The following is a 21,922-nucleotide window of genomic DNA, read 5'->3' as shown; positions in this document are numbered from 1 at the left end:
GGTTTTATCCCCAGTCCTCCGAGCGGACGAGGATGGCGCCGGAGTCCGGGCAGAAGACGATAGTGTCCGGGCTCGCCTTTTTGATGTCGACCAGGTCGCCGGCACTGAGCTGCATGCCGGACCCTTCTGATTTGCCGTGGAACAGGCGGGCTGCGCCCACACCGTATTTCGCCAGCGCCCGGTCGTAGATAGTCATCAGTTCCGGCGCGAAGGTGGCCGCCAGTTCGGCCCGTTCGGCCAGTGTGGCGTCGCGCTCCATTTTCAGGGCACCCAATTTGCTGCGCACCTCGTCAAGGACTTCATCGAGAACCGACTGCATCTGGGCCACGAGATCCCGTTCTGCCTGTGCCTTGGCAGTTGCCTCCTCGAACGCCTCCATGGCCTCCAATTCGGTGTCCTCAAGGTCACCGCGGCGCTTGTTCAGCGACTCGATCTCACTTTGCAGTGCCATCAGGTCCTTTGACAGGCCGGTGCCGCTGTTCAGCTTCGCCTCGTCGCGTTCGATGCGTGCCACTACCGCAGCCACGTCGTCTTCAGCCTTCGTCAGGGAGCGCTGGGCGTCGCTGACTGCGGTGCCGAGGACCACGAGGTCGCTCTTGGCAACCGTGACCCCGGCGTGGAGATCCGGAAGCCGGGGGTCATCCTTCAGCGCCTTGGCCTGGACGTCGAGGCCCCGTAGTTTCCCGTCAAGTACCTGAACATCCAACAAACGCATCTGCTCGCCCGGTGCTGCCTTGGCCATGTAAGTCCTCCTGCTACATCAAGTGGTGGTTGTTCCTACAGGCAAGCCTAGTTGCCGGGGGTGAGAATAAAATCCCACGGGTCCGTGTTTGTCTGGCTTACGACCAGTTCAGCTGCAAAACCCTGGTCTGCGAGGACGTTGCCCAGTGCCCTGGCCGCGGCGGGGAGCCACAGCCATTCGCTGGCAAAATGGGAGAGGTCGATGAGGAAAGGTTTGCCGTCCGTCCGCGCTTCACGGGCTTCCGACGCCGGGTGGTGGCGCAGATCGGCTGTGACGTACACATCGGCATCGCTGGCCCGGACGGCGTCAAACAAGCTGTCGCCCGCGCCGCCGCACACTGCCACCTTGTGCACGAGTGCGTCCTTGTCACCCGCGACCCGGACACCCCCGGCTACTGCGGGAAGGGTCAGGAAGATCCTGGCAGCCAGGTCCCCGAGCTTCTCAGCGCCCGGCAGCAGGCCGACACGTCCAATTCCCTCTTCAACGAGGCCGTGCGCCGCGGGCATGAGCGGCTGTGCATCCGTCAGGCCCAGGACATCGGCGAGCACATCGGACACGCCGCCCACGGCACTGTCGCCGTTGGTGTGGACTGTCAGCAGGGCACACCCGCCTTCGATCAGCCTGTGCACGGCACGGCCCTTCCCCGAGGTGGCGGCCACCGAATTTACGCCCTTCAACAACAAAGGATGGTGGGTGACGAGGAGTTGTGCACCCCACTCGAGCGCCTCATCGATGACCTCGATGGTCGGGTCCACGGCAAACATGATCCTGTCCACCTCGGCGTCGGGGCGGCCCACCACCAGCCCCACACGGTCCCACTCCTCAGCCAGGGATTCCGGCCACAGCTCTTCAACAGCAACAAGAATGTCCGACAAGACAGGAGTCTCCAACGGCTCCAGCTCACCATCGTGCAACCCTGCGCTGTCCGCGTCCGGGGCCGGTTCGCCGTCGAGGCCGGGTCCGGACGCGTCAGTGTCGTCGCCGTCCGTATCGCCGTCGCCGTCCCAGGCCTCGTCACTGCCGTGGTCGTCGCGCTCATGGTCGTCGCTGCCGTGGTGCTGGCTTCCGTGGTGCGCCGGGACAAGTCCCAGCGCGGGGCCCGGGGCTCCAGGGGCCGGTGCTGCGGCCGGTGCGCCGGGGGCTGCTGCCTGGGCCGCGGGGGCATCGGTGCCCTCGGCAGCTGGGTCAGTTCCGGCGTCGGGCGTGGGAAGAAATGGTTCCTTGCTCATGTTCCTACCTTACTGGCGGGAGCGCCCCTCGGCAGACTGGAATGCCGTTCGGGAATCTTGTGGGCCCCGGATGACTTATAAATGAATATGAAGACTTTTGTATTGGGCGGCGGCTGCTTTTGGTGCCTCGATGCCGTCTACCAAATGACCAGGGGCGTGGAATCGGTAGTTTCGGGCTACACGGCCGGGGCGCTGCCCAATCCCACCTACGAACAAATTTGCACCGGGATGACCGGTCACGCGGAGGTGGTGTCGGTGACCTTCGACGAGACTGTCATTCCCGCGGACACCATCTTGGACATGTTCTTTGTCCAGCACGATCCCACCACCTTGAACCGCCAGGGGTACGACGTCGGCACCCAGTACCGCTCGGCCATGTACTACCGTGATGCGGAGGAAGAGGCGTTGTTCCGGGCCGCGATTGCACGGAACCAGCCGCTGTGGGCCGACCCGATTGTCACGGAGGTGTCGCCGGCGGAGGTCATCTACCCCGCCGAGCACTACCACCAGGATTTCTATGCCCAACGGCCGGAGGTGGGGTACTGCCAGGTCATTATCAACCCAAAAATCGCCAAAGTAAGAAAACATTACGCGAAGTGGCTCACCGCCTAGAACCGCCAAGGGGGACTCGCTACGCTGACGGGTATGCACACCGTGCGGATCCTGCCCTGCCTTTCGCGGTTTTCCACACCCGTTTCACCCTTCGCAGCAAGCGCAGTTGTCCGCAGCCCACCGTTTCACGAAAACTAAGGATCCTTCATGGCACCTATTTATGACAATGTCACCCAGTTGGTTGGCCGCACCCCGCTGGTGCGCCTGAACCGCCTGACAGCGGGCCTGGCCGCGACCGTGGCCGTGAAGTTGGAGTTCTACAACCCGGCCAACAGCGTCAAGGACAGGATCGGCGTCGCCATTGTGGACGCAGCCGAGGCCTCCGGCGAGCTCAAGCCCGGTGGCACCATTGTGGAGGGCACCTCCGGCAACACCGGCATTGCCCTGGCCATGGTGGGCGCCGCACGCGGCTACAAGGTCATCCTGACCATGCCCGAGACCATGTCCACCGAGCGCCGCGTCATGCTCCGCGCCTACGGTGCCGAGATTGTTCTGACCCCCGGCTCGGAAGGCATGCGCGGAGCAGTCGACAAGGCGAAGGAACTTGTGGCCACCACCGAGAACGCCATCTGGGCCCAGCAGTTCGCCAACCCGGCCAACTCCGACATCCACCGCACCACCACGGGTGTGGAAATCTGGGAAGACACCGACGGCGCCGTCGACATCCTGGTTGCCGGCATCGGCACCGGCGGGACCATCACCGGTGCCGGCCAGCTGCTGAAGCAGCGCAAGCCCGGTGTGCAGGTTGTGGCTGTGGAACCCATCGATTCCGCCATCCTCAACGGCGGGGCACCCGGCCCCCACAAGATTCAGGGCCTGGGCGCAAACTTCATCCCAGAAATCCTCGACCGCGACATCTACGACGAGGTCCTTGACGCCACCCTGGAGGATTCCGTCTCCGTGGCCCGCGCGCTCGGCAACCAGGAAGGCATCCTGGGCGGCATTTCCGCCGGCGCAGCCGTATGGGGCGCCCTGGAACTGGCCAAGCGCCCGGAGAACGCGGGCAAACTGATTGTTGCAGTGGTCCCCGACTTCGGCGAACGCTACATCTCCACCGTGCTCTACGACGACATCAGGGGCTGATCGCCGCTTCCGCTCCGCCGGAATAATTCCCGCATCACTGACGCTGTTGCTGTCAGTGATGCGGGTCTTCTGGTCTGCGCACGACAATCCACGCCAGGACACATCTGTGGCGTCAACTGAAAGAAGTCTGTGGGATTTTTCAGCAGAATACGTGAAGACCTCGAGTCGGCCCGGTCGCATGACCCGGCCGCCCGCGGTTCCGCCGAGAACTTTTTTGTCTACTCCGGACTGCATGCCATCTGGGTGCACCGCCTGACCCATAAAATGTGGGCCAACCCCGGACTGCGCTTCCCCGCCCGGGCACTGTCCCAGCTGGCGCGTTTTGCCACGGGCATCGAAATTCACCCGGGAGCCACGATCGGCCGGCGCTTCTTCATCGACCACGGCATGGGCGTTGTCATTGGCGAGACCAGCGAAATTGGCGACGACGTCATGATCTACCACGGCGTCACGCTCGGCGGCCGCTCACTGGCCAAGGTCAAGCGGCACCCCACCATCGGCAGCCGGGTCACCATCGGGGCCGGCGCGAAGGTCCTTGGACCCATCAGCATCGGCGACGATTCCGCGATCGGCGCCAACGCCGTCGTCGTCAAGGACGCCCCGACCAACTCCATCCTCACCGGGGTCCCGGCCACCTGGCGGCACCGCGACGCCAAGCGCGAGATGGCCCCCGCAGTGGACCCGGCGGAGTACATCGACCCCGCCATGTGGATCTAGCCCGGCCCACCTTCTCCCCCAATATTCTGCACTCCAGTTGTTGGACGGAAATGGCCCTTTATGGGCGTTTTTCGTCCAACAGCTGCCACACAGATTTTATGGAAACGTACGACGACGGCCGGTGGCCTTCCCTTGGATGGTCACCGGCCGTCGTCGTGCTTCATCCCACCCCGGACATTATAAACTGGCCCGCAGTCGTGGTCGTAAAAACGCCTAAAATCGGTGTTTTTACGACCACAACTGCGGGCCAGTTGCAAAGCTGGTCCCGCGCAGGCGTGGGGCCTAGTGCGTGTCCACCGCGTTGATTTCGGACTTGTCGCCGCTCCACTGGGTGTGGAAGGTGCCTTCTTCGTCAACACGGTTGTACGTGTGGGCGCCGAAGAGATCGCGCAGGCCCTGGGTCAGGGCGGCGGGCAGGCGCGGCCGGCGCAGGCCGTCGTAGTACGCCAGCGAGGAGGAGAACACCGGAACCGGGATGCCCAGCTGGACGGCGGTGGAGACCACGCGGCGCCAGGCCGGGAGGACCTCGGCGATTTCAGCGGCGAACGCCGGGGCGAAGAGCAGGTTGGCCGGCTTGTCCTCAGCGGCGTAGGCCTTGGTGATGTCCTTGAGGAGCTCGGCGCGAATGATGCAGCCGCCGCGCCACAGCGAAGCGATCTCGTCCAGCTTCAGGTCCCAGTTGTATTCCTTGGCAGCGCTGGTCAGCATGTCGATGCCCTGCGCGTAGCTGATGAGCTTGGACGCGTAGAGTGCCTGGCGAACGTCTTCAACGAAGTCGGCGCCGAGTTCAACGGCAACCTCGTGGCCAGCCAGAACTTCCTGGCCAATGGCACGCTGGTCCCGCTGGCTGGACAGGCCGCGGGCGAACACGGACTCGGCGATCGCGGAGATGGGTGAGCCCAGGTCCAAACCGGACTGAACCGTCCAGCGGCCCGTGCCCTTCTGGCCTGCAGAGTCAACGATGACATCAACCAGCGGCTTGCCGGTCTTGGCGTCAACGTGGCCCAATACTTCTGCGGTGATTTCGATCAGGAAGGAGGCCAGCTGGCCTTCGTTCCACTTACCGAAGATCTCGGCCTGCTCGGCCGGCTCAATGCCGGCAGCACTGCGGAGCAGGTCGTACGCTTCACCGATGACCTGCATGTCGGCATATTCGATGCCGTTGTGAACCATCTTGACGAAGTGGCCGGCACCGTCGGTGCCGATCCATGCGCAGCAGGGCTGGCCGTCAACCTTGGCGGAAATCTTTTCCAACAGCGGGCCAAGTGCGTCGTAAGACTCCTTGGAACCACCGGGCATGATGGACGGGCCCAGCAGGGCGCCCTCTTCACCACCGGAAACGCCAACACCAACAAAGTGCAGATCCTTCTTCGCCAGGTCAGCTTCGCGGCGGCGGGTGTCCTGGAAGTTGGAGTTGCCGCCATCAATGATGATGTCGCCGGCTTCCATGAGCGGCACGAGCTGATCGATCACGGAGTCGACAGGACCGCCGGCCTTGACCATGATGAGCACGCGGCGCGGCTTTTCCAGGGATTCCACGAGTTCGGCCAGCGTTTCGGTGCGAACAAACTCGCCCTCGCCGCCGTGGGCGTCCAGCAGTGCGTCAGTCTTTTCAACCGAACGGTTGTGCAGGGCTACCGTGTACCCATTGCGGGCCAAGTTGCGTGCAAGGTTGGCGCCCATGACGGCCAGACCCGTGACACCGATCTGTGCGGTGCCGATTTGTGCAGACATGCTACCTCCAGAGAGTTTTGAACAGTTTCCCCAATCATATCCGGGACAGCGCCCGTTCCCCACTTTGTTTCACGATCCGGATGCGCTGCCGCGAGGATTCCAACTTGCTGAAGCGGAGACCCTGGGTGCCCCTCAGTTGGCAACCGGATGCCACAGGCCGGTTTCAGGCCCGGAAGTTCAGCAGCACCTTCCCGGACAGGGCCGAATTTCGCGCCGTATCAAAGGCCTCAAGTCCGTCTTTGAGTGCGTATTCATGAGTAACAACCGCATCCACGCTCAAGGTGCCGTCGGCCAGGGCGTCAATCACCTCGTCAATTTCGTCGTTGAAGCGGAACGATCCCAGCAATTCAAGTTCCCGAGTGATCGCCAATGAAATGGCAATCGGTTGTTCACCGGAGGGAAGCAATCCCACCATGACGACCCGGCCGCCGCGCACGGCGCCGTTGATGGCCGAGGCCAAGCCGAAATGGTTGCCCGAGGATTCAATCACGACGTCGGCCTCGACGGCCGCAATCGTTGCGGCATCGGGTGCCTGCAGCAGCACGTCGGCACCCACGGCAGCGGCGATCTGCAGCGGATTCTCATGCATGTCGACGGCCGTAATGTGGGCGGCCCCGGCACGCTTGAGCACGGCGACCGCCAGGGTTCCGATGGGGCCGCAACCCACCACCAGGACCGTCTTTCCGCGCACGTCACCGGCCCGGGACACCGCATGCCATGCCACGCTGGCCGGTTCAACGAGGGCAGCCCGGCGCAGCGGCAGCGTCTCCGGCAGGGGCCGGAGCATCCGTGTGGGCAGATTTGCGTAGCGCAGGAACGCACCATCTGTGTGCGGATGCCGCGCTGCGCTGCCCAGATACGTGCACCCCGGGGACAGGTTGGGCCGGTCCAGTGGATACTTGGCAGCGCCGGGGGCAGGGGTGGCGGGGTGCACGGCCACGGACGTTCCGACGTCGGGTCCGGTGCCGTCGGCAGCGGCGCGGACCACAGTGCCCACCACCTCATGCCCGAGCACCATGGGGTCCTTCAGGATGGACTCGCCTGCGGCTCCGTGCAGCCAGTAGTGCAGGTCCGAGCCGCAAATGCCGCCGTAGGCAATGTCAATGACGGCCTGGTCGGGGCGAGTCGGGGTCAGGGCCACCTCTTCGATGCGCAGGTCGTCCTTGCCGTGGGCCACAACGGCCGGGGCAGTGGCGGGCAGAGGTGGGTAATCAGTCACAGTTGCCATCTTTCTAAACCACTACCGTCATGCCGCCATCGATGAAGATGGTCTGGCCGTTCACAAAGTTGGAGGCGTCGGAGGCCAGCCACACGGCGGGCCCCGCCAGGTCCGCAACGGTCCCCCACCTGTTGGCCGGGGTCCGGCCCAGGATCCAGGAATTGAACTTCTCATCGTCGACCAGATTCTGGGTCATTTCCGTATGGATGTAGCCGGGGGCAATGCCATTGATCTGCAGCCCGCCGGAGGCCCACTCGGCGGTCATGGCACGGGTCAGGTTCCGCAGCCCGCCCTTCGCTGCGGTGTAGGCGGCGATGGTGGGGCGGGCCAGATCGGTCTGGACCGAACAGATGTTGATGATCTTTCCCCGGCCACGGGCCAGCATGCCCCGGGCGGCCTCGCGGCCCACCAGGAAGGCACTGGTCAGGTCGGTGCTGATGACCCTGTCCCAATCCTTCACGTCCAGGTCAAGGAGCGGGACGCGGTGCTGGATGCCGGCATTGTTGACGAGGATCTCCAACGGCCCGACGTTGGCTTCGATCCAAGCGATGCCTTCGGCGGCCGCCACGTCGTTGGTGACGTCAAAAGCCAGGGAGCGGATCTTGCCGGCCGGAAAATCGCCGGCCATGGCCGCTTCTGCGGCGGCGAGCCGTTCCGGATTCAAGCCGTGGAGGACAACTGTCGCTCCGGCCTCGGCAAGCCCGCGCGCCAGGGCATTGCCAATGCCGCGGCTGGAGCCCGTCACCAGGGCCGTGCGCCCGGTCAAATCAAACAATCCGCTCATGCTTTAGTTCCTTAGCTGCTGAAGAAGTTTTCATGTATTGCACCCCGCGCCAGATGGAGTCCTGAAGACAAGGGGCGGGGTTGGTGGTGCGGGAAGCTATGCCTTGCCTTTGAGGCGGGCGATGCTTTCCCGGACCACGGCCAGGTCCTGGTCGCCCAGCCCCTGTTGTATCAACGTGCCGTAGAGGGCATGCCCGGCAGCGGTCATGGGCACGGCCGACCCCGATGACTGTGCACTTTCAAGCACAAACCCGAGGTCCTTGTGCATGAATTTGGCCGGGCCCGTTGGCGCGTACTCCTTGGCGGCAATGCGCGGGCCAACAATTTTCAGCACCTGGCTGCCGGCCAGTCCGCCGGACAGGACCTCAAAGAGCGCCGTGACATCCATGCCCGAGCGTTCGGCAAGCTCGGCTGCCTCCGCAAGTGCCGCCGTCGTGGTTCCCACCAGGAGCTGGTTGCAGGCCTTCGCCAGCGACCCGGAACCAAGGCCGCCCAGCAGGCGCACAGTGGTTCCCATGCTTTCGAGGGCGGGGCGGACCCGCTCAAAGTCTTCGTCGGCGCCGCCGGCCATGATGGCCAGCGTGCCGTTTTCCGCCCCGACCGTGCCGCCGCTGACGGGAGCGTCGATGACCGCCGCGTTGCCGGCGCTGGCCCGGGACACCTCCGCATCAAACGTCTTCACGGCCTGCGGCGATACGCTGCTCATGACAACGACGACGGTTCCCGGCTCGGGGGGCAGCTCGCGCCACGCGGCCAGCAGCGGTGCCGCAGCGTCGGCGATGAAACTCAGATCAGGCAGCATGAACATGATGATGTGGCTGTCGCGCAGCTCGGCAACAGTGGCGGCGGCGTGGGCACCCTGCCCGGTCAATGCCTCGACGGCGGCCGCCGAACGGTTCCAGACCGCCAGCGGCCAGCCCGCCCGAAGCAGGTTGGCGGCCATGGGGGCGCCCATGTGGCCCAGGCCGACAAAGCCGAGCCGTCCGAATCGGACAGCTTTGCCAGCCGCCGCAGGACCGGGCCCGACGAGTTCTGCAGCCTGTCGGCCCGGCGCCGGGGCGGTGCCCGGTGGGGATGAAGGGTCTCGGGTCATTGCGTACCAGTCCTCACAACTTTGTGGTTTGGGCGTTTGACGAGATTGTTCGTCGCATTTGTTCAGCATTCTATCCACAATTCAGTATGATGAACACTATGACCCTTAATAATCTCACCGTCGCGATTGCCGTCCCGCTCGAATCCGAGCTTGTGGAGGCCATCAGGTCCGCCCATCCCACCGTCACAGTTCTGCATGAACCCGAGCTGCTGCCGCCGGAGCGTTTCCCGGCGGACCATGCCGGCGACCCGGCCTTCCAGCGTACGGCGGAGCAGGAAGCCCGCTACTGGGAATTGTTGAACAGCGCCGACGTGCTCTACGGCTTGCCCAATGAAAATGCGGCGGGCTTGGCCACCATCGCATCGAGCACCAAGCTGCAGTGGATTCAAGCCATGGCGGCAGGGGCCGGCGGCGCCGTCAAGGCAGCCAAGCTGTCCACCGACGATCTGGCCCGCATCACCGTCACCAGTTCCGCCGGCGTCCACGCCCTGCCGTTGGCCGAGTTCGCCATGATGGGCGCTTTGAACGGCATCAAGCGCACCGCCGAGCTTGCCGCCGACCAGGCCGCGAAGCACTGGCCCGAGTTGCGCACGCCCACCCGTTTGGCCAGCGGCTCCAATGTGGTCATCACGGGCCTTGGCGAGATCGGCCTGGAAACTGCACGCCTGGCACGGGCCCTGGGCATGAACGTCAGCGGCACCAAGCGCAGCGTCGAGGACATTGCCGGCATCGACAAAGTCACGGACACGGCGGGTCTGCCCGGTCTGGTGGCAACGGCCGACGTCCTTATCAACACCCTGCCGGGAACTCCCTATACGGAGAAAATGATCAACTCCGAAATCTTCGACGCCATGAAGCCCGGCACCGTGCTGGTCAATGTTGGCCGCGGCACCGTCGTTGACGAGGATGCCCTCCTCGCGGCCCTGGACAATGGCCAGGTCTCCTACGCCTGCCTCGACGTGTTTGCCGTGGAGCCGCTGCCGGCCGCCAGCCCCCTGTGGGAGCACCCGCGCGTCCTGGTTTCCCCCCACACCTCGGCACTGAGCTCCGCCGAGAACCGCCTGATTGCCGAGCGCTTCATCGAAAACCTCAAGCGCTTCCAGGCCGGCGGGACGCTGCTGCACGCCGTGGATCCCGTGCACTTCTACTAAGCCCAACCCACAAGGGGAGCCCCCGATGCAGGGGGCTCCCCTTTTGTGTGCCCGCTGCAAGGTCGACGGCGGATGGCCAGGCTCCAGCGTCAGGTGCGGGTCCGGCGTCAGGTGCGGGTCCGGCGTCGTGCCTGGAAATAGGGGGCAAGCATTAAATGCCACACGGCACCTGCCAAGGCAGGCGCCGTGTGCGCGGTGGTGGGGTGCCGAGCCCGGGTTAAGTTGCGTCCTCGACAAGGTTGAGGTCGCGGCCCACGGTTTCCGGCGCGACAAAGGTGGTGGCGAAGGAGATTGCGGCCAGGACCAGCGAGTAGCCGGCCAGCACCATCCAGGACTGGTTGGTGACGGCCAGCAGCACGCCGCCCACGAACGGGGCGATCCCGCCGGCGAACACTGCCGAGATTTCCCGGCTCATGGCGACGCCGGTGAAGCGGTGCGTGGCCCCGAACAGCTCGGGCAGCATGGCGCACTGCGGGCCAAGCATTGACTGCACGCCAAGTGCGATGCCGACGCTCATGACAATCCAGACGAGCGTGACGTTGCCCAGGGAGATCAGGTAGAAGGCCGGGAAGGCGAACACCAGCTGGAACAGGGCTCCGTAGCGGTAGACCTTGATGCGGCCCACGCGGTCGGACAAGGCGCCGAAAGTGATCACCATGACCGCGGAGAATCCGGCGGCGATGAGCAGGCCGACGGGGCCGATGAACTTGTCGCCTTCAAAAATTCCGCCCTTGGCCGCCATGAAACCGACAAGCAGCGTGGAGTAAATGGTGGAGTTGCCGTTCTCACCCATTCGCAGCCCGATGCCGATCAGCACATTCTTTTTGGAGCTGCGCCACAGCACGCCCAGCGGGTTCTTCGTGACGTTCTTGTGCTTCTCCAGCTCCTGGAACACGGGGGTTTCCTTGAGCTTGAGGCGGATGTAGATGGCGACGGCGATCAGCAGGACGCTGGCCAGGAACGGCAAGCGCCAGAGCCAGCCTTCCAGCACCTCCGGGCGGGCCAGGCCCAGCAGCGCGAAGGTGCCCGCGCCCAACAGGGTGCCGATTTGGATCCCCACGAACGGCAGTGCCGCGAAGAAGCCGCGGCGTTTGCGCGGGGCAACTTCGGAGATGAGGGTGGTGGCCCCGGCCTGCTCGGCGCCGGCGCCCAGTCCCTGGACGATGCGCAGGACCACCAAAAGGATGGCACCCACCATGCCGGCTTGCGAATAGGTCGGCAGCAGCCCGATCGCGAAGGATGCCCCGCCCATGAGCCCGACGGTGAGCAGCAGAACCTGCTTGCGGCCGAAGCGGTCGCCGATGTAGCCGAAGATCAAGCCGCCGAACGGGCGGGCCGCGAACCCAACGCCGTAGGTGCCGAAGGCTGCGAGCAGCGCTCCTGTTGCACCCAGCGGGGCAAAGAAGAGCGGGCCGAAGATCAATGCGGTCGCGAGGCCAAAGATGTAAAAGTCGTAATACTCAAGCGCCGAGCCAACTGAGCTGGCCAGGGTGGCCCGCCGCAGCTGCTCCGGATCTACCTTGTCATCCGCTTGATTCCGGGACGGGGTGGTGGGCTGTAAAGGTTGTGTAGTCACTGGTTCTCCCTTGAATCTCCCCGAACCACCATTGGTTCAGGCAGGCGACAACGACCTATGAGGCCGATCACTATGTTGAACAGCGTACATTACTGTGAACACATCGCCAAGGAAAATGTTTTTTGTTGCTATCCCATGGGATTTCCGAGCATTTTAGTGAGCTCCGTCAGCTCGCTCACCATGGCTGCACGCTGCCCCTCCGAGAAGGTCGCCTTCAGGGCGGTCACGGAAACGGCCAGGCTCGGACCGTGGGACCCCCGCGTTGGCACGGCCACGCCGAGGCTCACGACACCCAGGGTGGATTCCTCATCCTCAAGGGCATAGCCCTGGGCCCGAATTTGGGCAATCTCCGCCTTGAGTTCGCGACCTGTCCGCAGGGACTTGGGCGTCATGACGGGCAGCTCGGCGTCGTCCGGGAAAAGCTGCTCAAGGTCATGGTCGTGCAGTCTGGAAACCAGCACCTTGCCCACTGCGCACAGTGTCACAGGCATCTTGTCGCCAATGTTTGAGGTCAGCCTGACGGCGGGATGCCCCTCATGACGGGCCAGATAGATGACATTGTCGCCGTCGAGCATCGCGATGCGCACAGTTTCACCCTTGAGCACAGGAGCCTGCTCACAGAAGCGGTAGAACTCCCGAACCTCGTCCCGGCGGCTGAGGTAGGCGGCACCCAGTTCCACCAGCTTCACGCCAAGTGCGTAGTCCGAGCCGAGCCTGGTGATCAATTGCGCGTCCTCCAAAGCCTGCAACAGGTTGGATGTTGAGGACTTCGGGATGCCCAATTCGCGGGCCAAATCGCTGAGGGTCAGCCGTCCCGTTGTCGACTCAGCCAACGCGTCGAGCACGGCTGCCGCCCGGGTTACGGCTGGCGCCGGGGTTGCATTGGCCCGAACGTCACTGTTCTTCTGGGACTTGACCTGAATTTCGCTCACGTGGCTTCCTCAACGCTGAAGGCTGCAGCCCGGGAATCCCCCGGGCCCGGCGTTCGACCACAAGACCGCAGTTCATTGCAGTGAACAATATCCATCATACTGTCCATGGCCGGAGGTAGAACGTCCCGTATTGTCTTTTGCCCGAGCGGGCGGTATATTCGTGTGCAGGCCTTCCGCTGTGGCGTCCCCCAATAGCCACAGTGGAAGGTCCCCCAATTTAAACGCCGCCTTCCGGCTCTTCCGTGGGTGGATTCACCCTCGTTGCCTCAGATCCTCGCACAGCTGAGGGCTGTTTTGGCGAAGCGTCGCTCAGATACGGGCCACCGCTTCCTTTCCCAGGTTTACAGAAAACGGGAGCACGGAAAACTCGTGCGGAGGGCGTCCGGGCCGACTACATCCCTGCCTCAGCGACTCCACGCCGCCGATCCCCGCGGCCACCCCGGGCTGCGCTCCGCCCAGCCGGCTGCCGTCCGCTGATGACTAGGCCCCCAAAACTCCCTGCCGCCACAAAATGACCCGGGTCCGGCACCTCCAATCCCTCATGGGCACTGTCTGGAAACAAGCTGGGCGCAATCTGGCAATTGAGCGTGTCAGTTTGCATCTTGCGAAACCAGTTGTTATATTTTTATTACTGGTTCCCCACCACAGCGTCCCCCAATAGCTGTGGCGGGGAACCTTTCACTTTAAGCCGCACCTCGTGGGTTAGTAGCCAGAATGATGCCTCACTTGGGCCCAGCGGCAAAAGTCGGGCACAGTGGGCAACCGTGGGCCGACCCGCCACCGCCAGGCGTCAGCCGGCCATTTGCAGGGGCCCGCGCATTCGCCAGGTCCCGCCCTCAAAGTCGCGTTCCAACTCCATGGTCACCAGCTCGCTGCGCAGGTTTTGGCCCAGCCGTGCCTGCAGACGCCACACCTGGACATCAACGCGCCCCTGCCCCTTGGGCATCCGCTGCGCCTGCTTCCACCACTCGATCCGCTCATACCAGCGCACAGGCTCGGCACCCACGATCCACACCCGGCCGTTGCGGTGCACAGCCGTCGGCACCCCTGCAGGGTCGGTTCTTACCAGTACTTCTTCCACGGCTGTCTTCATGCCCCGTACGTTACGGGCAGGGTCTGACATTCCGGCGGCTGCAAGCCGGGCTCATGTGCAACGTACGACGGCGTGACGTCACCTGACCCGGGAAGGTGCCCGGGAAGCTGTCCCGTCAAGGCGGTTGCCCAGCTGAGTCCAGCCTGAGTCCCGGTTGCGCGCAGCCGCTGCTACTTGAACGCCATCAGGCGCAGGAACTGCAGTTCACTGATGACCTGAATATCCTGACCGGCCGCGGCACGTTCGTGGGCGCGCTTGACCTTCGCACTGGGCGGGCCGCCACGTTCCAACTCAGCACTGACCACCATGGTGACCTTCTTTGTGGTGCTGTTGGCAATCGTGGCGCCCTTTGCTGCCGCAGCATCCTGGGCTTCCGACCGCGGCAGGGCTGCCATGTCTCCGCTGAAAACAATTGTCTGCCCAAAAAGTGGCCCGTGCGGATTGGCCGTCGTGTTTGCTTGCGGCAGGTCCGCCAGTTTCCGCGTATAGCCGGCCGAGTAGTAGCTGGGCATTCTGGCAGCTGCCTTGGTTGCGGGCGGCCACAGCGCGTCCAAGCTGGAAGCACCGTTGCGCCGGGCCAATTCAATGGCGATGAGGGCGCTGGCACGCGCGTCGTCCCCGGCGTCGTGGTGGTTGAATGCGGGCAGTTCCAACGCCCCAACGACGTCAGAGAGCGTGTAATGGGCCAGCGCCAGATGCTGCCGGGCCAAGGCCAGGGTGCAATGAAAATCCAGGGCGGGAGCAGGGAGCCCGCACACCTCGTTGGCCTTGGAAATGACCGACTTCTCAAAGCTGACATTGTGGCCCACCAGGGCGTCACCACCAATAAAGTCCATCATGGGCCCATGGATGCCGGTCCAGTCGGGCATGTTTCGCACCTGGGGTGCCGTGATGCCGTGGATGCCCACGTTAACGGGGTGGAACTCGCGATATCCAGGCAGCGGATTCATCAGCCAGGCTGCCTGCTCAACCACAACCCCCGCCCGCACCTTTGTCAGACCGACGGCGCAGGCCGAGGCCCGGAAGTTGTTGGCCGTCTCGAAGTCGATGGCCGTGAAAGAAATCCCCTGCATGCGTTCTCCCTGTCGCCGCGCACCTTGCTGCGCACTGCTGCCGGCCTGTTTGCCGGAAACAAAAAACCCGCGGCTTCAAGGCTGTTTCCTTGATGCCGCGGGTTCTTCAGTGGTGGGTCCTACCGGGATCGAACCGATGACATCCACGGTGTAAACGTGGCGCTCTACCAGCTGAGCTAAAGACCCATTCATTGCTTCAGGCTTCCAAGCTTTATGCTTGTCGGCCTGACCAACGAGAAACTACTGTACATGATGAATTAGTGATTGCGCCAATCGAGTCCCAGCACATCAGCGAGGTAGCCAAGGCTCTCCCCCACACCTGCCTCCAACCTCACATCGGCAAACGGGTCCCCGCGTGTCTCACCCCGGTTGATGATCACCACGGACTTGCCGTCCTTGTTGGCCTTTTTAACAAAGCGCAGCCCGCTCATGACGGCCAGCGACGATCCGGCCACTATCAGAAACCCGGCAGCATCCACCAGCTCGAAGGAACGGGCAACCCGGTCCTTCGGCACGTTTTCACCAAAAAACACAAAATCCGGTTTCAGCAAGCCGCCGCACAACGGACATTTGGCGACCTTGAACCCGGCAATGAGCTTCTCACTCTCAAGGTCCGCATCCGCGTCGGGAGCTGCCGATACCCCGCCGGCCGTGGTGACCGCCGCCAGGAACCCGGGGTTGAGCTCGGTCAGAATGATCGCAATAAATGCCCGGGAGTATGTGTTGGTGCAGCCCATGCAAACAACCCGGTCAAACCGCCCGTGCAAATCCACCACGTCGGGGGTGTCGGCGTCCCCGTGCAGTCCGTCAACATTTTGTGTGATGATGCCGGTGAGGTGCCCGCTCTCGCGCAGCGCCGCTGCCGCCAGGTGCCCGGCGTTTGGCTCGGCCTGGTGCATGTGCGCCCAACCGACATGGTTCCTTGCCCAATACCGCTGGCGCAGTTGGGGGTCCGCCATGAACTCTTGGTATGTGAGGGGTTGCCGCGGAGGGGAATTGGGTCCGCGATAGTCGGGTATCCCCGAATCGGTGCTCAGCCCCGCCCCGGTCAGCAGTGCTGCGGGATGGCGGCGAAGGAGGGAGGCCACGCCGTCCAGTGCCGCCATGTCGGCGTCGGCCAAACCGGGGCCTGCGGCAATGGCACCGCGCAGCGCACGGGACTGCGGGCCATGCTCCGCATCAGGCTGCGCGTCCGGTGCCGAACCCTGCCGCGCCTGCCCACCCGGCCCGGCGCCGTGCGGCGCGGCGCTGTGCTGGACGAATCCTGTCTCGCCGATGCCCGGGCGCACGCTGTCCATGGCTACAGCCGCTCCAGCGCTTGCCTGTACCGGCCGAGCGGACGGGCCTGCCCGGCGGGGGTGCTGAACATGTCGGCGATGACCCCGTCGGCAGTGAGCAGGAAGGTGCTGCGTCCGGCCATGCCGCGGGTCTCGTCAAACACGCCGTAGGCACGGGCGGTTTCGCCGTGCGGCCAAAAGTCGGACAGCAGGTCAAAGGCGTATTCTTCGCTCTCCGCATAGGCGCGCAGCGTGTATTTGCTGTCCACGGAAATGGCCAGCAACCGCACACCGGCGTCAGCGAAGTCGGCAAAGTTGTCACGCAGTTCGCACAACTCACCGGTGCAAATCCCTGAAAACGCAAAGGGATAAAACACGACGGCGACCGCGGTGCCACGCAGCCCGGCAAGCGAAATTGGCTCACCAAACTGGTTTGGCAGGCAAAAGTCGGGAGCAATGTCCCCCACATGCAAGCCTGGGTGCGCGCCGCCGTCGTGCTTCATTGGCATTCCGGCCCTATTGGCGCTTGCGCGGAACCAGGCGGGTTGCCGCCCAATCCGTGGAAACCCCGGCGGTGGTGGTGACATGCAGCCCGGCCGTGGGTGCCGCTTCCTGAATGTCCGACGGCGGGACGTAACCTTCCCGGCCCGACTTGGGTGTCAGGATCCACACCACTCCGCCCTCATCCAGGGTTGTCAGCGAATCCACCAGGGAATCCACCAAATCGCCGTCGTCTGCACGCCACCAGAAGATGACGGCGTCCACAACGTCATGATCATCCTCGTCGAACATTTCGGACCCGATCAGGTCCTCAATGCTGTCGCGCAGCCCAAAATCAACGTCGTCGTCGTATCCGAGTTCCTGGACAAGATCCTCATCCTTGAACCCCAATTTGCCTGCCACCTTGGCAACAGTGCCGGCGTCGGCCTCACTCACGTTATTTCCTCCTGCGGTCAACGCTTGCGCGCTGGTTGTTGGTCAGTAACCCCAGTCTAAGGGCTGTGCCCATGTTGCCCCTACTTAACAGCGAATAGCAACAAACTTCCCGCACGGAACCCCGCCGCATTGTGATTTATGTTACGGACGCGGCTGTGAGTTCCTTGCGGTGGACGGCCGCCGGGGTCCGTCACGTCGTCACGGGGCGGGCGCAGCTACGCACAACGGGTTACGGCGGTCTAGAGTGTTTGTACACGCCCAAGGCCACAGCATTGGGCGCCCCACACTGCTTTTAAGAGAGGTTGGACGTGGCTGCAGGAGACCAGAACTCCCATATCCTCAGCGGGTTGACTAACCAGCTGCCTGATCGCGATCCGGAAGAGACAGCCGAATGGCTTGAGTCCTTGGATTCGTTGATTCAGGAACGTGGCACAGAACGTGCCCAATTCATTATGCGTAGCCTGCTGCAGCGGGCCGGCGCTCAAAGTGTTGGCGTGCCCATGGTCACGACCACCGACTATGTGAACACCATTCCCGCCGACCAGGAACCTGTGTTCCCCGGCAACGAGGAAATCGAGCGCAAATACCGCGCCTGGCTGCGGTGGAATGCCGCCGTCCTGGTGCACCGGGCCCAGCGCCCCGACATTGGCGTTGGCGGACACATCTCCACCTATGCCGGTGCTGCGACCCTGTATGAGGTTGGCTTCAACCACTTCTTCCGCGGCAAGAACCACGCCGGCGGCGGGGACCAGGTCTTCTTCCAGGGCCACGCCTCCCCCGGCATGTACGCCCGCGCATTCCTGGAAGGACGCCTCTCCGAGGAAGACCTTGACGGTTTCCGCCAGGAGAAGTCCCACGAGGGCCACGCCCTTTCCTCGTACCCGCACCCGCGGCTCATGCCGGAGTTCTGGGAATTCCCCACCGTCTCCATGGGCATTGGCCCGATGAACGCGATCTACCAGGCACAGTCCAACAGGTACCTGAACAACCGCGGCATCAAGGACACCACCGACCAGCACGTCTGGGCTTTCCTTGGCGACGGCGAAATGGACGAGCCCGAGTCGCGCGGCCTGCTTCAGCTGGCAGCGAACGACAAGCTCGACAACCTGACCTTCGTCATCAACTGCAACCTCCAGCGCCTCGACGGCCCGGTGCGCGGCAACGGCAAGATCGTCCAGGAACTCGAAGCGTTCTTCCGCGGCGCCGGCTGGAACGTCATCAAGGTCCTCTGGGGCCGTGAGTGGGATGACCTGCTTGCCAAGGATGAAGACGGCTCACTTGTTGACGTCATGAACACCACGGTCGACGGCGATTACCAGACGTACAAGGCCGAGTCCGGCGGATTCGTGCGCGAGCACTTCTTCGGCCAGACCCCGCAGACGAAGGAACTCGCCGCGCACCTCAGCGACGACGAGGTCTGGAACCTCAAGCGTGGCGGCCACGACTACCACAAGGTCTATGCGGCCTACAAGGCAGCCACCGAGTTCAAGGGCAAGCCCACAGTCATCCTGGCCCACACCGTGAAGGGTTACGGCCTGGGCACCCACTTCGAGGCGCGCAACTCCACGCACCAGATGAAGAAACTCACCCTGCAGGACCTGAAGGACTTCCGCACCCACCTGCGCCTGCCCATCAGCGACGAGGTTCTCGAAGCCGACCCGTACCGTCCCCCGTACTACCACCCCGGCATGGAAACCCCGGAAATCCAGTACATGATGGAACGCCGCCAGGCACTGGGCGGATTCATCCCGGAGCGCCGCAGCAAGCACACCGAACTTGAGCTCCCCGGAGACAAGACCTACGAGGTCGCCAACCGTGGTTCCGGCAAGCAGCACGCGGCCACCACCATGGCGTTCGTGCGCCTGCTCAAGGACCTGATGCGCGACAAGGGCATCGGCCAGCGCATCGTCCCGATCATCCCGGATGAGGCACGCACCTTCGGCATCGACGCGTTCTTCCCGACCGCGAAGATCTACAACCCCAACGGTCAGAACTACCTCTCCGTGGACCGCGACCTGGTGTTGGCCTACAAGGAATCGATCTCCGGCCAGATCGTGCACGCCGGCATCAACGAGGCCGGTTCCGTGGCAGCGTTCACCGCCGCCGGCACCGCCTACGCCACCCATGGCGAACCGTTGATCCCGATCTACGTGTTCTACTCCATGTTCGGCTTCCAGCGCACCGGCGATTCCTTCTGGGCCGCCGGGGACCAAATGACCCGCGGCTTCATCATTGGCGCGACCGCCGGACGCACGACCCTGACAGGTGAGGGGCTCCAGCACGCTGACGGCCACTCCCCCATCCTGGCCGCGACGAACCCGGCAGTCGTCACCTACGACCCCGCCTACGGTTATGAGATCGGCGTTATCATGCATGCCGGCCTGGAGCGCATGTACGGCAAGGATTCCGTCGATCCCAACGTCATGTTCTACATCACCGTGTACAACGAGCCCATCATCCAGCCCAAGGCGCCGGAGAACATGGACGTTGAAGGCATCACGAAGGGCATCTACCTGCTCAAGGCTGCTGAGACCGAAGGGCCCCGCACCCAGCTGCTGGCCTCCGGCGTCTCCGTACCGTGGGCGCTGGAAGCGCAGCAGATCCTGGCCGAGGAATGGGGTGTTGCCGCCGATGTATGGTCGGTGACGTCCTGGACCGAACTGCGCCGCGACGGCCTTGCGGCTGAGGAAGATTCCTTCCTGCACCCGGAGAACAAACCGCGCGTCCCGTACATCACCGCCAAAATGGCTGATGCGCACGGACCCGTGGTCGCTGTCACCGATTACATGAAGGCAGTGCCGGACCAGGTCCGCCAGTTCCTGCCCAATGACTTCGCAACCCTGGGCGCGGACGGCTTCGGCTTCTCCGACACCCGCGCAGCGGCCCGGCGCTTCTTCAAGATCGACTCCCACTCAGTGGTTGTGCGGACCTTGCAGATGCTGGCCCAACGCGGCGAGGTCGACGCCGGGGCACCCGCCCAGGCGATCGCCAAGTACGACCTGCTCAACGTCAACGCGGGCACCACCGGCAACGCCGGCGGAGACAGCTGACACTGACGGCCGGCTGATGGCAGCCTGCTGACGGGTGGTTGCTGTTGCTGTGGAAGTTCCACAGCAACAGCAACCACCCGTTCTGCGTTAAGCCGCATGCCCACGGCAATCACGCACCCAGCGCCGTCCGCCAAACTTGTGGGGTTCACACAAATAACGCCTGCGGGCAATAAAGACATATCCTCGAGACATGGCAGCAAAGAACACGCCGGCGGCACCGCCACCGGAAAAAGACTCCGCCGGCAAGCAGGCACAGCACAGGAGCAGCGGAGTCAAGAGCACTTCCGAGACCTTGCAGCGGCTGCGGGCAAGCGTTGGCACGCTCTCCACCATGATGCACAAGGAGCTGGAAAGGACACTTCCCTGGTACAGCCGGCTCAGCGCCGACGAACGCTCGGCACTGGGCATGGTGGCCCAAAATGGCATCACCGCCTTTGTGTCCTGGTATGAACACCCGTCATCGCCCAGCTGGGTTCTTTCGGACGTGTTTGGCACAGCCCCAACCGAATTGACCCGCTCCATCAGCCTGCAGCGTGCTCTGCAGCTGATCCGCACGGTGGTCCAGGTTGTCGAGGACAGGGTCCCGGAACTGGCAGCACCGGAAGACCAGGTTGACCTGCGGGAAGCTGTCTTGCGTTACTCGCGGGAAGTGGCCTTCGCCGCGGCCGACGTTTATGCCCGCGCGGCGGAAAACCGCGGCGCCTGGGACACCCGGCTGGAGGCCCTTGCTGTGGACGGCATCCTGCGCGGGGAAAACGCCGACGCCCTGCAATCACGCATCTCCGCCCTGGGCTGGACCACGCACGGGCGCTTCACCATCATGGTGGGGCCGGCCCCCTCCGAAGCCAATGCCTTGTTCCTGGCGACCTTGCGCCGGGCTGCCGGACGCTTTGCCGAAGACGTCATGGTCGGCATTCAAGGCGACAAGCTGATCCTCGTGCTCGGCAATGTCACCACGCCGGAGTCTGCCTATGTCCGGCTCAGCGAACTCTTCGCTCCGGGGCCGGTTGTCTACGGACCGCTCGCGGCAACGCTGGCGGACGCCACAGCCTCGGCCCAGGCGGCCTTTGCCGGTATTGCAGTGGTCAAGGGCTGGTCCTCGGCCCCCCGCCCCGTGTCCGCCGACGACTTGTTGCCGGAGCGCGTAATCGGCGGCGACGAGTCGGCCCGGCGGGCCCTGCTGCTCGGCATCCACCGCCCCCTGGTTGCCGCCTCGAACGGCTTGATCGAAACCCTCAGCAGCTACCTCCAGGGCGGCCATTCCCTGGAGGCCGCGGCCCGGGAGCTTTTTGTGCACTCCAACACCGTCCGCTACCGCCTGCGCCGCGTCTGCGATGTCACCGGCTGGGACCCGCTGATCCCCCGCGAGGCGTTTGTCCTGCAAACGGCCCTCATCGTGGGCAGGCTGGCCACGCCCGCCCCGGCCAAGCTCCCGGCAGGCAAACAGCCCGTCAAGCAGGCGGGCAAACAAGTCCCGGCCGCGGTCCCGCTACACGCTGCGCCGGATGGCCGGGCAGCGACCTCCCGCAGCAGGGGCAAAAGCTGAGGGAGTTAGTCCTTTTTCGCCCAAAAAAAGTCACCGATGGCGCCCTGCGGACAACGATATTGTAGACTTCCTACAA

The 21,922-nt window shown here is 64.0% G+C and carries 19 protein-coding genes and 1 tRNA gene; 6 read left to right on the top strand and 14 right to left on the bottom strand.

The window, feature by feature from the left end:
* Positions 1-4: 4 nt before the first annotated feature.
* Entirely contained in the window at positions 5-742 is a 738-nt protein-coding gene (locus ACT3TS_RS11785; protein WP_444531703.1) for a zinc ribbon domain-containing protein, read from the bottom strand.
* Between the two features lie 47 nt (positions 743-789).
* Positions 790-1,656, bottom strand: coding sequence for a Nif3-like dinuclear metal center hexameric protein (locus ACT3TS_RS11780; protein WP_444531718.1), 867 nt, complete (start codon positions 1,654-1,656; stop codon positions 790-792).
* A 402-nt stretch (positions 1,657-2,058) separates the two neighbouring features.
* Here ACT3TS_RS11780 and msrA point away from each other — a divergent pair, with 402 nt between their 5' ends.
* The 3 genes from msrA to epsC all read left to right on the top strand — a co-directional run bounded on the left by msrA (position 2,059) and on the right by epsC (position 4,383).
* A complete protein-coding gene (gene msrA / locus ACT3TS_RS11775) occupies positions 2,059-2,583 on the top strand; it encodes a peptide-methionine (S)-S-oxide reductase MsrA (RefSeq protein ID WP_444531702.1) in 525 nt (174 codons plus the stop codon).
* 147 nt (positions 2,584-2,730) lie between these two features.
* On the top strand, positions 2,731-3,666 hold the full coding sequence (gene cysK / locus ACT3TS_RS11770) for a cysteine synthase A (protein WP_444531701.1): 936 nt from the start codon (positions 2,731-2,733) through the stop codon (positions 3,664-3,666).
* Between the two features lie 129 nt (positions 3,667-3,795).
* Positions 3,796-4,383, top strand: a complete 588-nt coding sequence (gene epsC, locus ACT3TS_RS11765) for a serine O-acetyltransferase EpsC (protein ID WP_444531700.1) — start codon at positions 3,796-3,798, stop codon at positions 4,381-4,383.
* A 282-nt stretch (positions 4,384-4,665) separates the two neighbouring features.
* Here epsC and gndA read toward each other — a convergent pair whose 3' ends face one another.
* The 4 genes from gndA to ACT3TS_RS11745 form a co-directional block, all read right to left on the bottom strand.
* Positions 4,666-6,117 carry an NADP-dependent phosphogluconate dehydrogenase gene (gndA, locus tag ACT3TS_RS11760; protein WP_444531699.1) on the bottom strand — a complete coding sequence of 484 codons (1,452 nt, stop codon included), beginning with the start codon at positions 6,115-6,117 and terminating at the stop codon, positions 4,666-4,668.
* 163 nt (positions 6,118-6,280) lie between these two features.
* Positions 6,281-7,336, bottom strand: coding sequence for an L-idonate 5-dehydrogenase (locus ACT3TS_RS11755; protein ID WP_444531698.1), 1,056 nt, complete (start codon positions 7,334-7,336; stop codon positions 6,281-6,283).
* Positions 7,337-7,349: 13 nt separating this feature from the next.
* Entirely contained in the window at positions 7,350-8,120 is a 771-nt protein-coding gene (locus ACT3TS_RS11750) for an SDR family oxidoreductase (RefSeq protein ID WP_444531697.1), read from the bottom strand.
* A gap of 96 nt (positions 8,121-8,216) precedes the next feature.
* Complete coding sequence (locus tag ACT3TS_RS11745; protein ID WP_444531696.1) at positions 8,217-9,212, bottom strand: NAD(P)-dependent oxidoreductase; 996 nt, start codon at positions 9,210-9,212, stop codon at positions 8,217-8,219.
* 86 nt (positions 9,213-9,298) lie between these two features.
* Here ACT3TS_RS11745 and ACT3TS_RS11740 point away from each other — a divergent pair, with 86 nt between their 5' ends.
* Positions 9,299-10,363 carry a D-2-hydroxyacid dehydrogenase gene (locus tag ACT3TS_RS11740; RefSeq protein ID WP_444531695.1) on the top strand — a complete coding sequence of 355 codons (1,065 nt, stop codon included), beginning with the start codon at positions 9,299-9,301 and terminating at the stop codon, positions 10,361-10,363.
* Positions 10,364-10,580: 217 nt separating this feature from the next.
* On the opposite strand, the gene ACT3TS_RS11735 is transcribed toward ACT3TS_RS11740, so the two are convergent.
* From ACT3TS_RS11735 to ACT3TS_RS11700, 8 genes are all read right to left on the bottom strand, one after another.
* Positions 10,581-11,939: an MFS transporter gene (locus ACT3TS_RS11735; RefSeq protein ID WP_444531694.1), complete on the bottom strand. Its 1,359-nt coding sequence runs from the start codon at positions 11,937-11,939 to the stop codon at positions 10,581-10,583.
* A 128-nt stretch (positions 11,940-12,067) separates the two neighbouring features.
* The gene (locus ACT3TS_RS11730) at positions 12,068-12,862 is read right to left on the bottom strand and encodes an IclR family transcriptional regulator (RefSeq protein ID WP_444531717.1); all 795 of its coding nucleotides are present in this window, start codon (positions 12,860-12,862) and stop codon (positions 12,068-12,070) included.
* A gap of 799 nt (positions 12,863-13,661) precedes the next feature.
* Positions 13,662-13,964, bottom strand: coding sequence for a hypothetical protein (locus tag ACT3TS_RS11725; RefSeq protein ID WP_444531693.1), 303 nt, complete (start codon positions 13,962-13,964; stop codon positions 13,662-13,664).
* 170 nt (positions 13,965-14,134) lie between these two features.
* Positions 14,135-15,037: an exonuclease domain-containing protein gene (locus tag ACT3TS_RS11720; protein WP_444531692.1), complete on the bottom strand. Its 903-nt coding sequence runs from the start codon at positions 15,035-15,037 to the stop codon at positions 14,135-14,137.
* A 110-nt stretch (positions 15,038-15,147) separates the two neighbouring features.
* Positions 15,148-15,223, bottom strand: a tRNA-Val gene (locus tag ACT3TS_RS11715).
* A gap of 71 nt (positions 15,224-15,294) precedes the next feature.
* Positions 15,295-16,335 carry a Sir2 family NAD-dependent protein deacetylase gene (locus ACT3TS_RS11710; protein WP_444531691.1) on the bottom strand — a complete coding sequence of 347 codons (1,041 nt, stop codon included), beginning with the start codon at positions 16,333-16,335 and terminating at the stop codon, positions 15,295-15,297.
* Positions 16,336-16,337: 2 nt separating this feature from the next.
* Positions 16,338-16,823, bottom strand: a complete 486-nt coding sequence (locus tag ACT3TS_RS11705) for a peroxiredoxin (RefSeq protein ID WP_444531690.1) — start codon at positions 16,821-16,823, stop codon at positions 16,338-16,340.
* A gap of 7 nt (positions 16,824-16,830) precedes the next feature.
* Entirely contained in the window at positions 16,831-17,250 is a 420-nt protein-coding gene (locus ACT3TS_RS11700) for a DUF3052 domain-containing protein (protein ID WP_444531689.1), read from the bottom strand.
* 308 nt (positions 17,251-17,558) lie between these two features.
* Here ACT3TS_RS11700 and aceE point away from each other — a divergent pair, with 308 nt between their 5' ends.
* A complete protein-coding gene (aceE, locus tag ACT3TS_RS11695) occupies positions 17,559-20,300 on the top strand; it encodes a pyruvate dehydrogenase (acetyl-transferring), homodimeric type (protein WP_444531688.1) in 2,742 nt (913 codons plus the stop codon).
* Between the two features lie 190 nt (positions 20,301-20,490).
* Positions 20,491-21,846, top strand: a complete 1,356-nt coding sequence (locus ACT3TS_RS11690; protein ID WP_444531687.1) for a PucR family transcriptional regulator — start codon at positions 20,491-20,493, stop codon at positions 21,844-21,846.
* Positions 21,847-21,922 lie beyond the last annotated feature (76 nt).

The organism is Specibacter sp. AOP5-B1-6, assembly GCF_052376555.1.
Lineage (GTDB): Bacteria > Actinomycetota > Actinomycetes > Actinomycetales > Micrococcaceae > Specibacter.
The sequence above is the reverse complement of the archived record's forward strand: the minus strand, read 5'-3'. Positions and strand labels throughout refer to the sequence as shown.

Excerpts from the sequence above, each read along its gene's own strand:
- ACT3TS_RS11785 (WP_444531703.1), bottom strand. The coding sequence starts at position 742 with ATGGCCAAGGCAGCACCGGGCGAGCAGATGCGTTTGTTGGATGTTCAG.
- msrA (WP_444531702.1), top strand. The coding sequence starts at position 2,059 with ATGAAGACTTTTGTATTGGGCGGCGGCTGCTTTTGGTGCCTCGATGCC.
- cysK (WP_444531701.1), top strand. The coding sequence starts at position 2,731 with ATGGCACCTATTTATGACAATGTCACCCAGTTGGTTGGCCGCACCCCG.
- gndA (WP_444531699.1), bottom strand. The coding sequence starts at position 6,117 with ATGTCTGCACAAATCGGCACCGCACAGATCGGTGTCACGGGTCTGGCC.
- ACT3TS_RS11750 (WP_444531697.1), bottom strand. The coding sequence starts at position 8,120 with ATGAGCGGATTGTTTGATTTGACCGGGCGCACGGCCCTGGTGACGGGC.
- ACT3TS_RS11745 (WP_444531696.1), bottom strand. The coding sequence starts at position 9,212 with ATGACCCGAGACCCTTCATCCCCACCGGGCACCGCCCCGGCGCCGGGC.
- ACT3TS_RS11740 (WP_444531695.1), top strand. The coding sequence starts at position 9,299 with ATGATGAACACTATGACCCTTAATAATCTCACCGTCGCGATTGCCGTC.
- ACT3TS_RS11725 (WP_444531693.1), bottom strand. The coding sequence starts at position 13,964 with ATGAAGACAGCCGTGGAAGAAGTACTGGTAAGAACCGACCCTGCAGGG.
- ACT3TS_RS11720 (WP_444531692.1), bottom strand. The coding sequence starts at position 15,037 with ATGCAGGGGATTTCTTTCACGGCCATCGACTTCGAGACGGCCAACAAC.
- ACT3TS_RS11710 (WP_444531691.1), bottom strand. The coding sequence starts at position 16,335 with ATGGACAGCGTGCGCCCGGGCATCGGCGAGACAGGATTCGTCCAGCAC.
- ACT3TS_RS11705 (WP_444531690.1), bottom strand. The coding sequence starts at position 16,823 with ATGCCAATGAAGCACGACGGCGGCGCGCACCCAGGCTTGCATGTGGGG.
- ACT3TS_RS11690 (WP_444531687.1), top strand. The coding sequence starts at position 20,491 with ATGGCAGCAAAGAACACGCCGGCGGCACCGCCACCGGAAAAAGACTCC.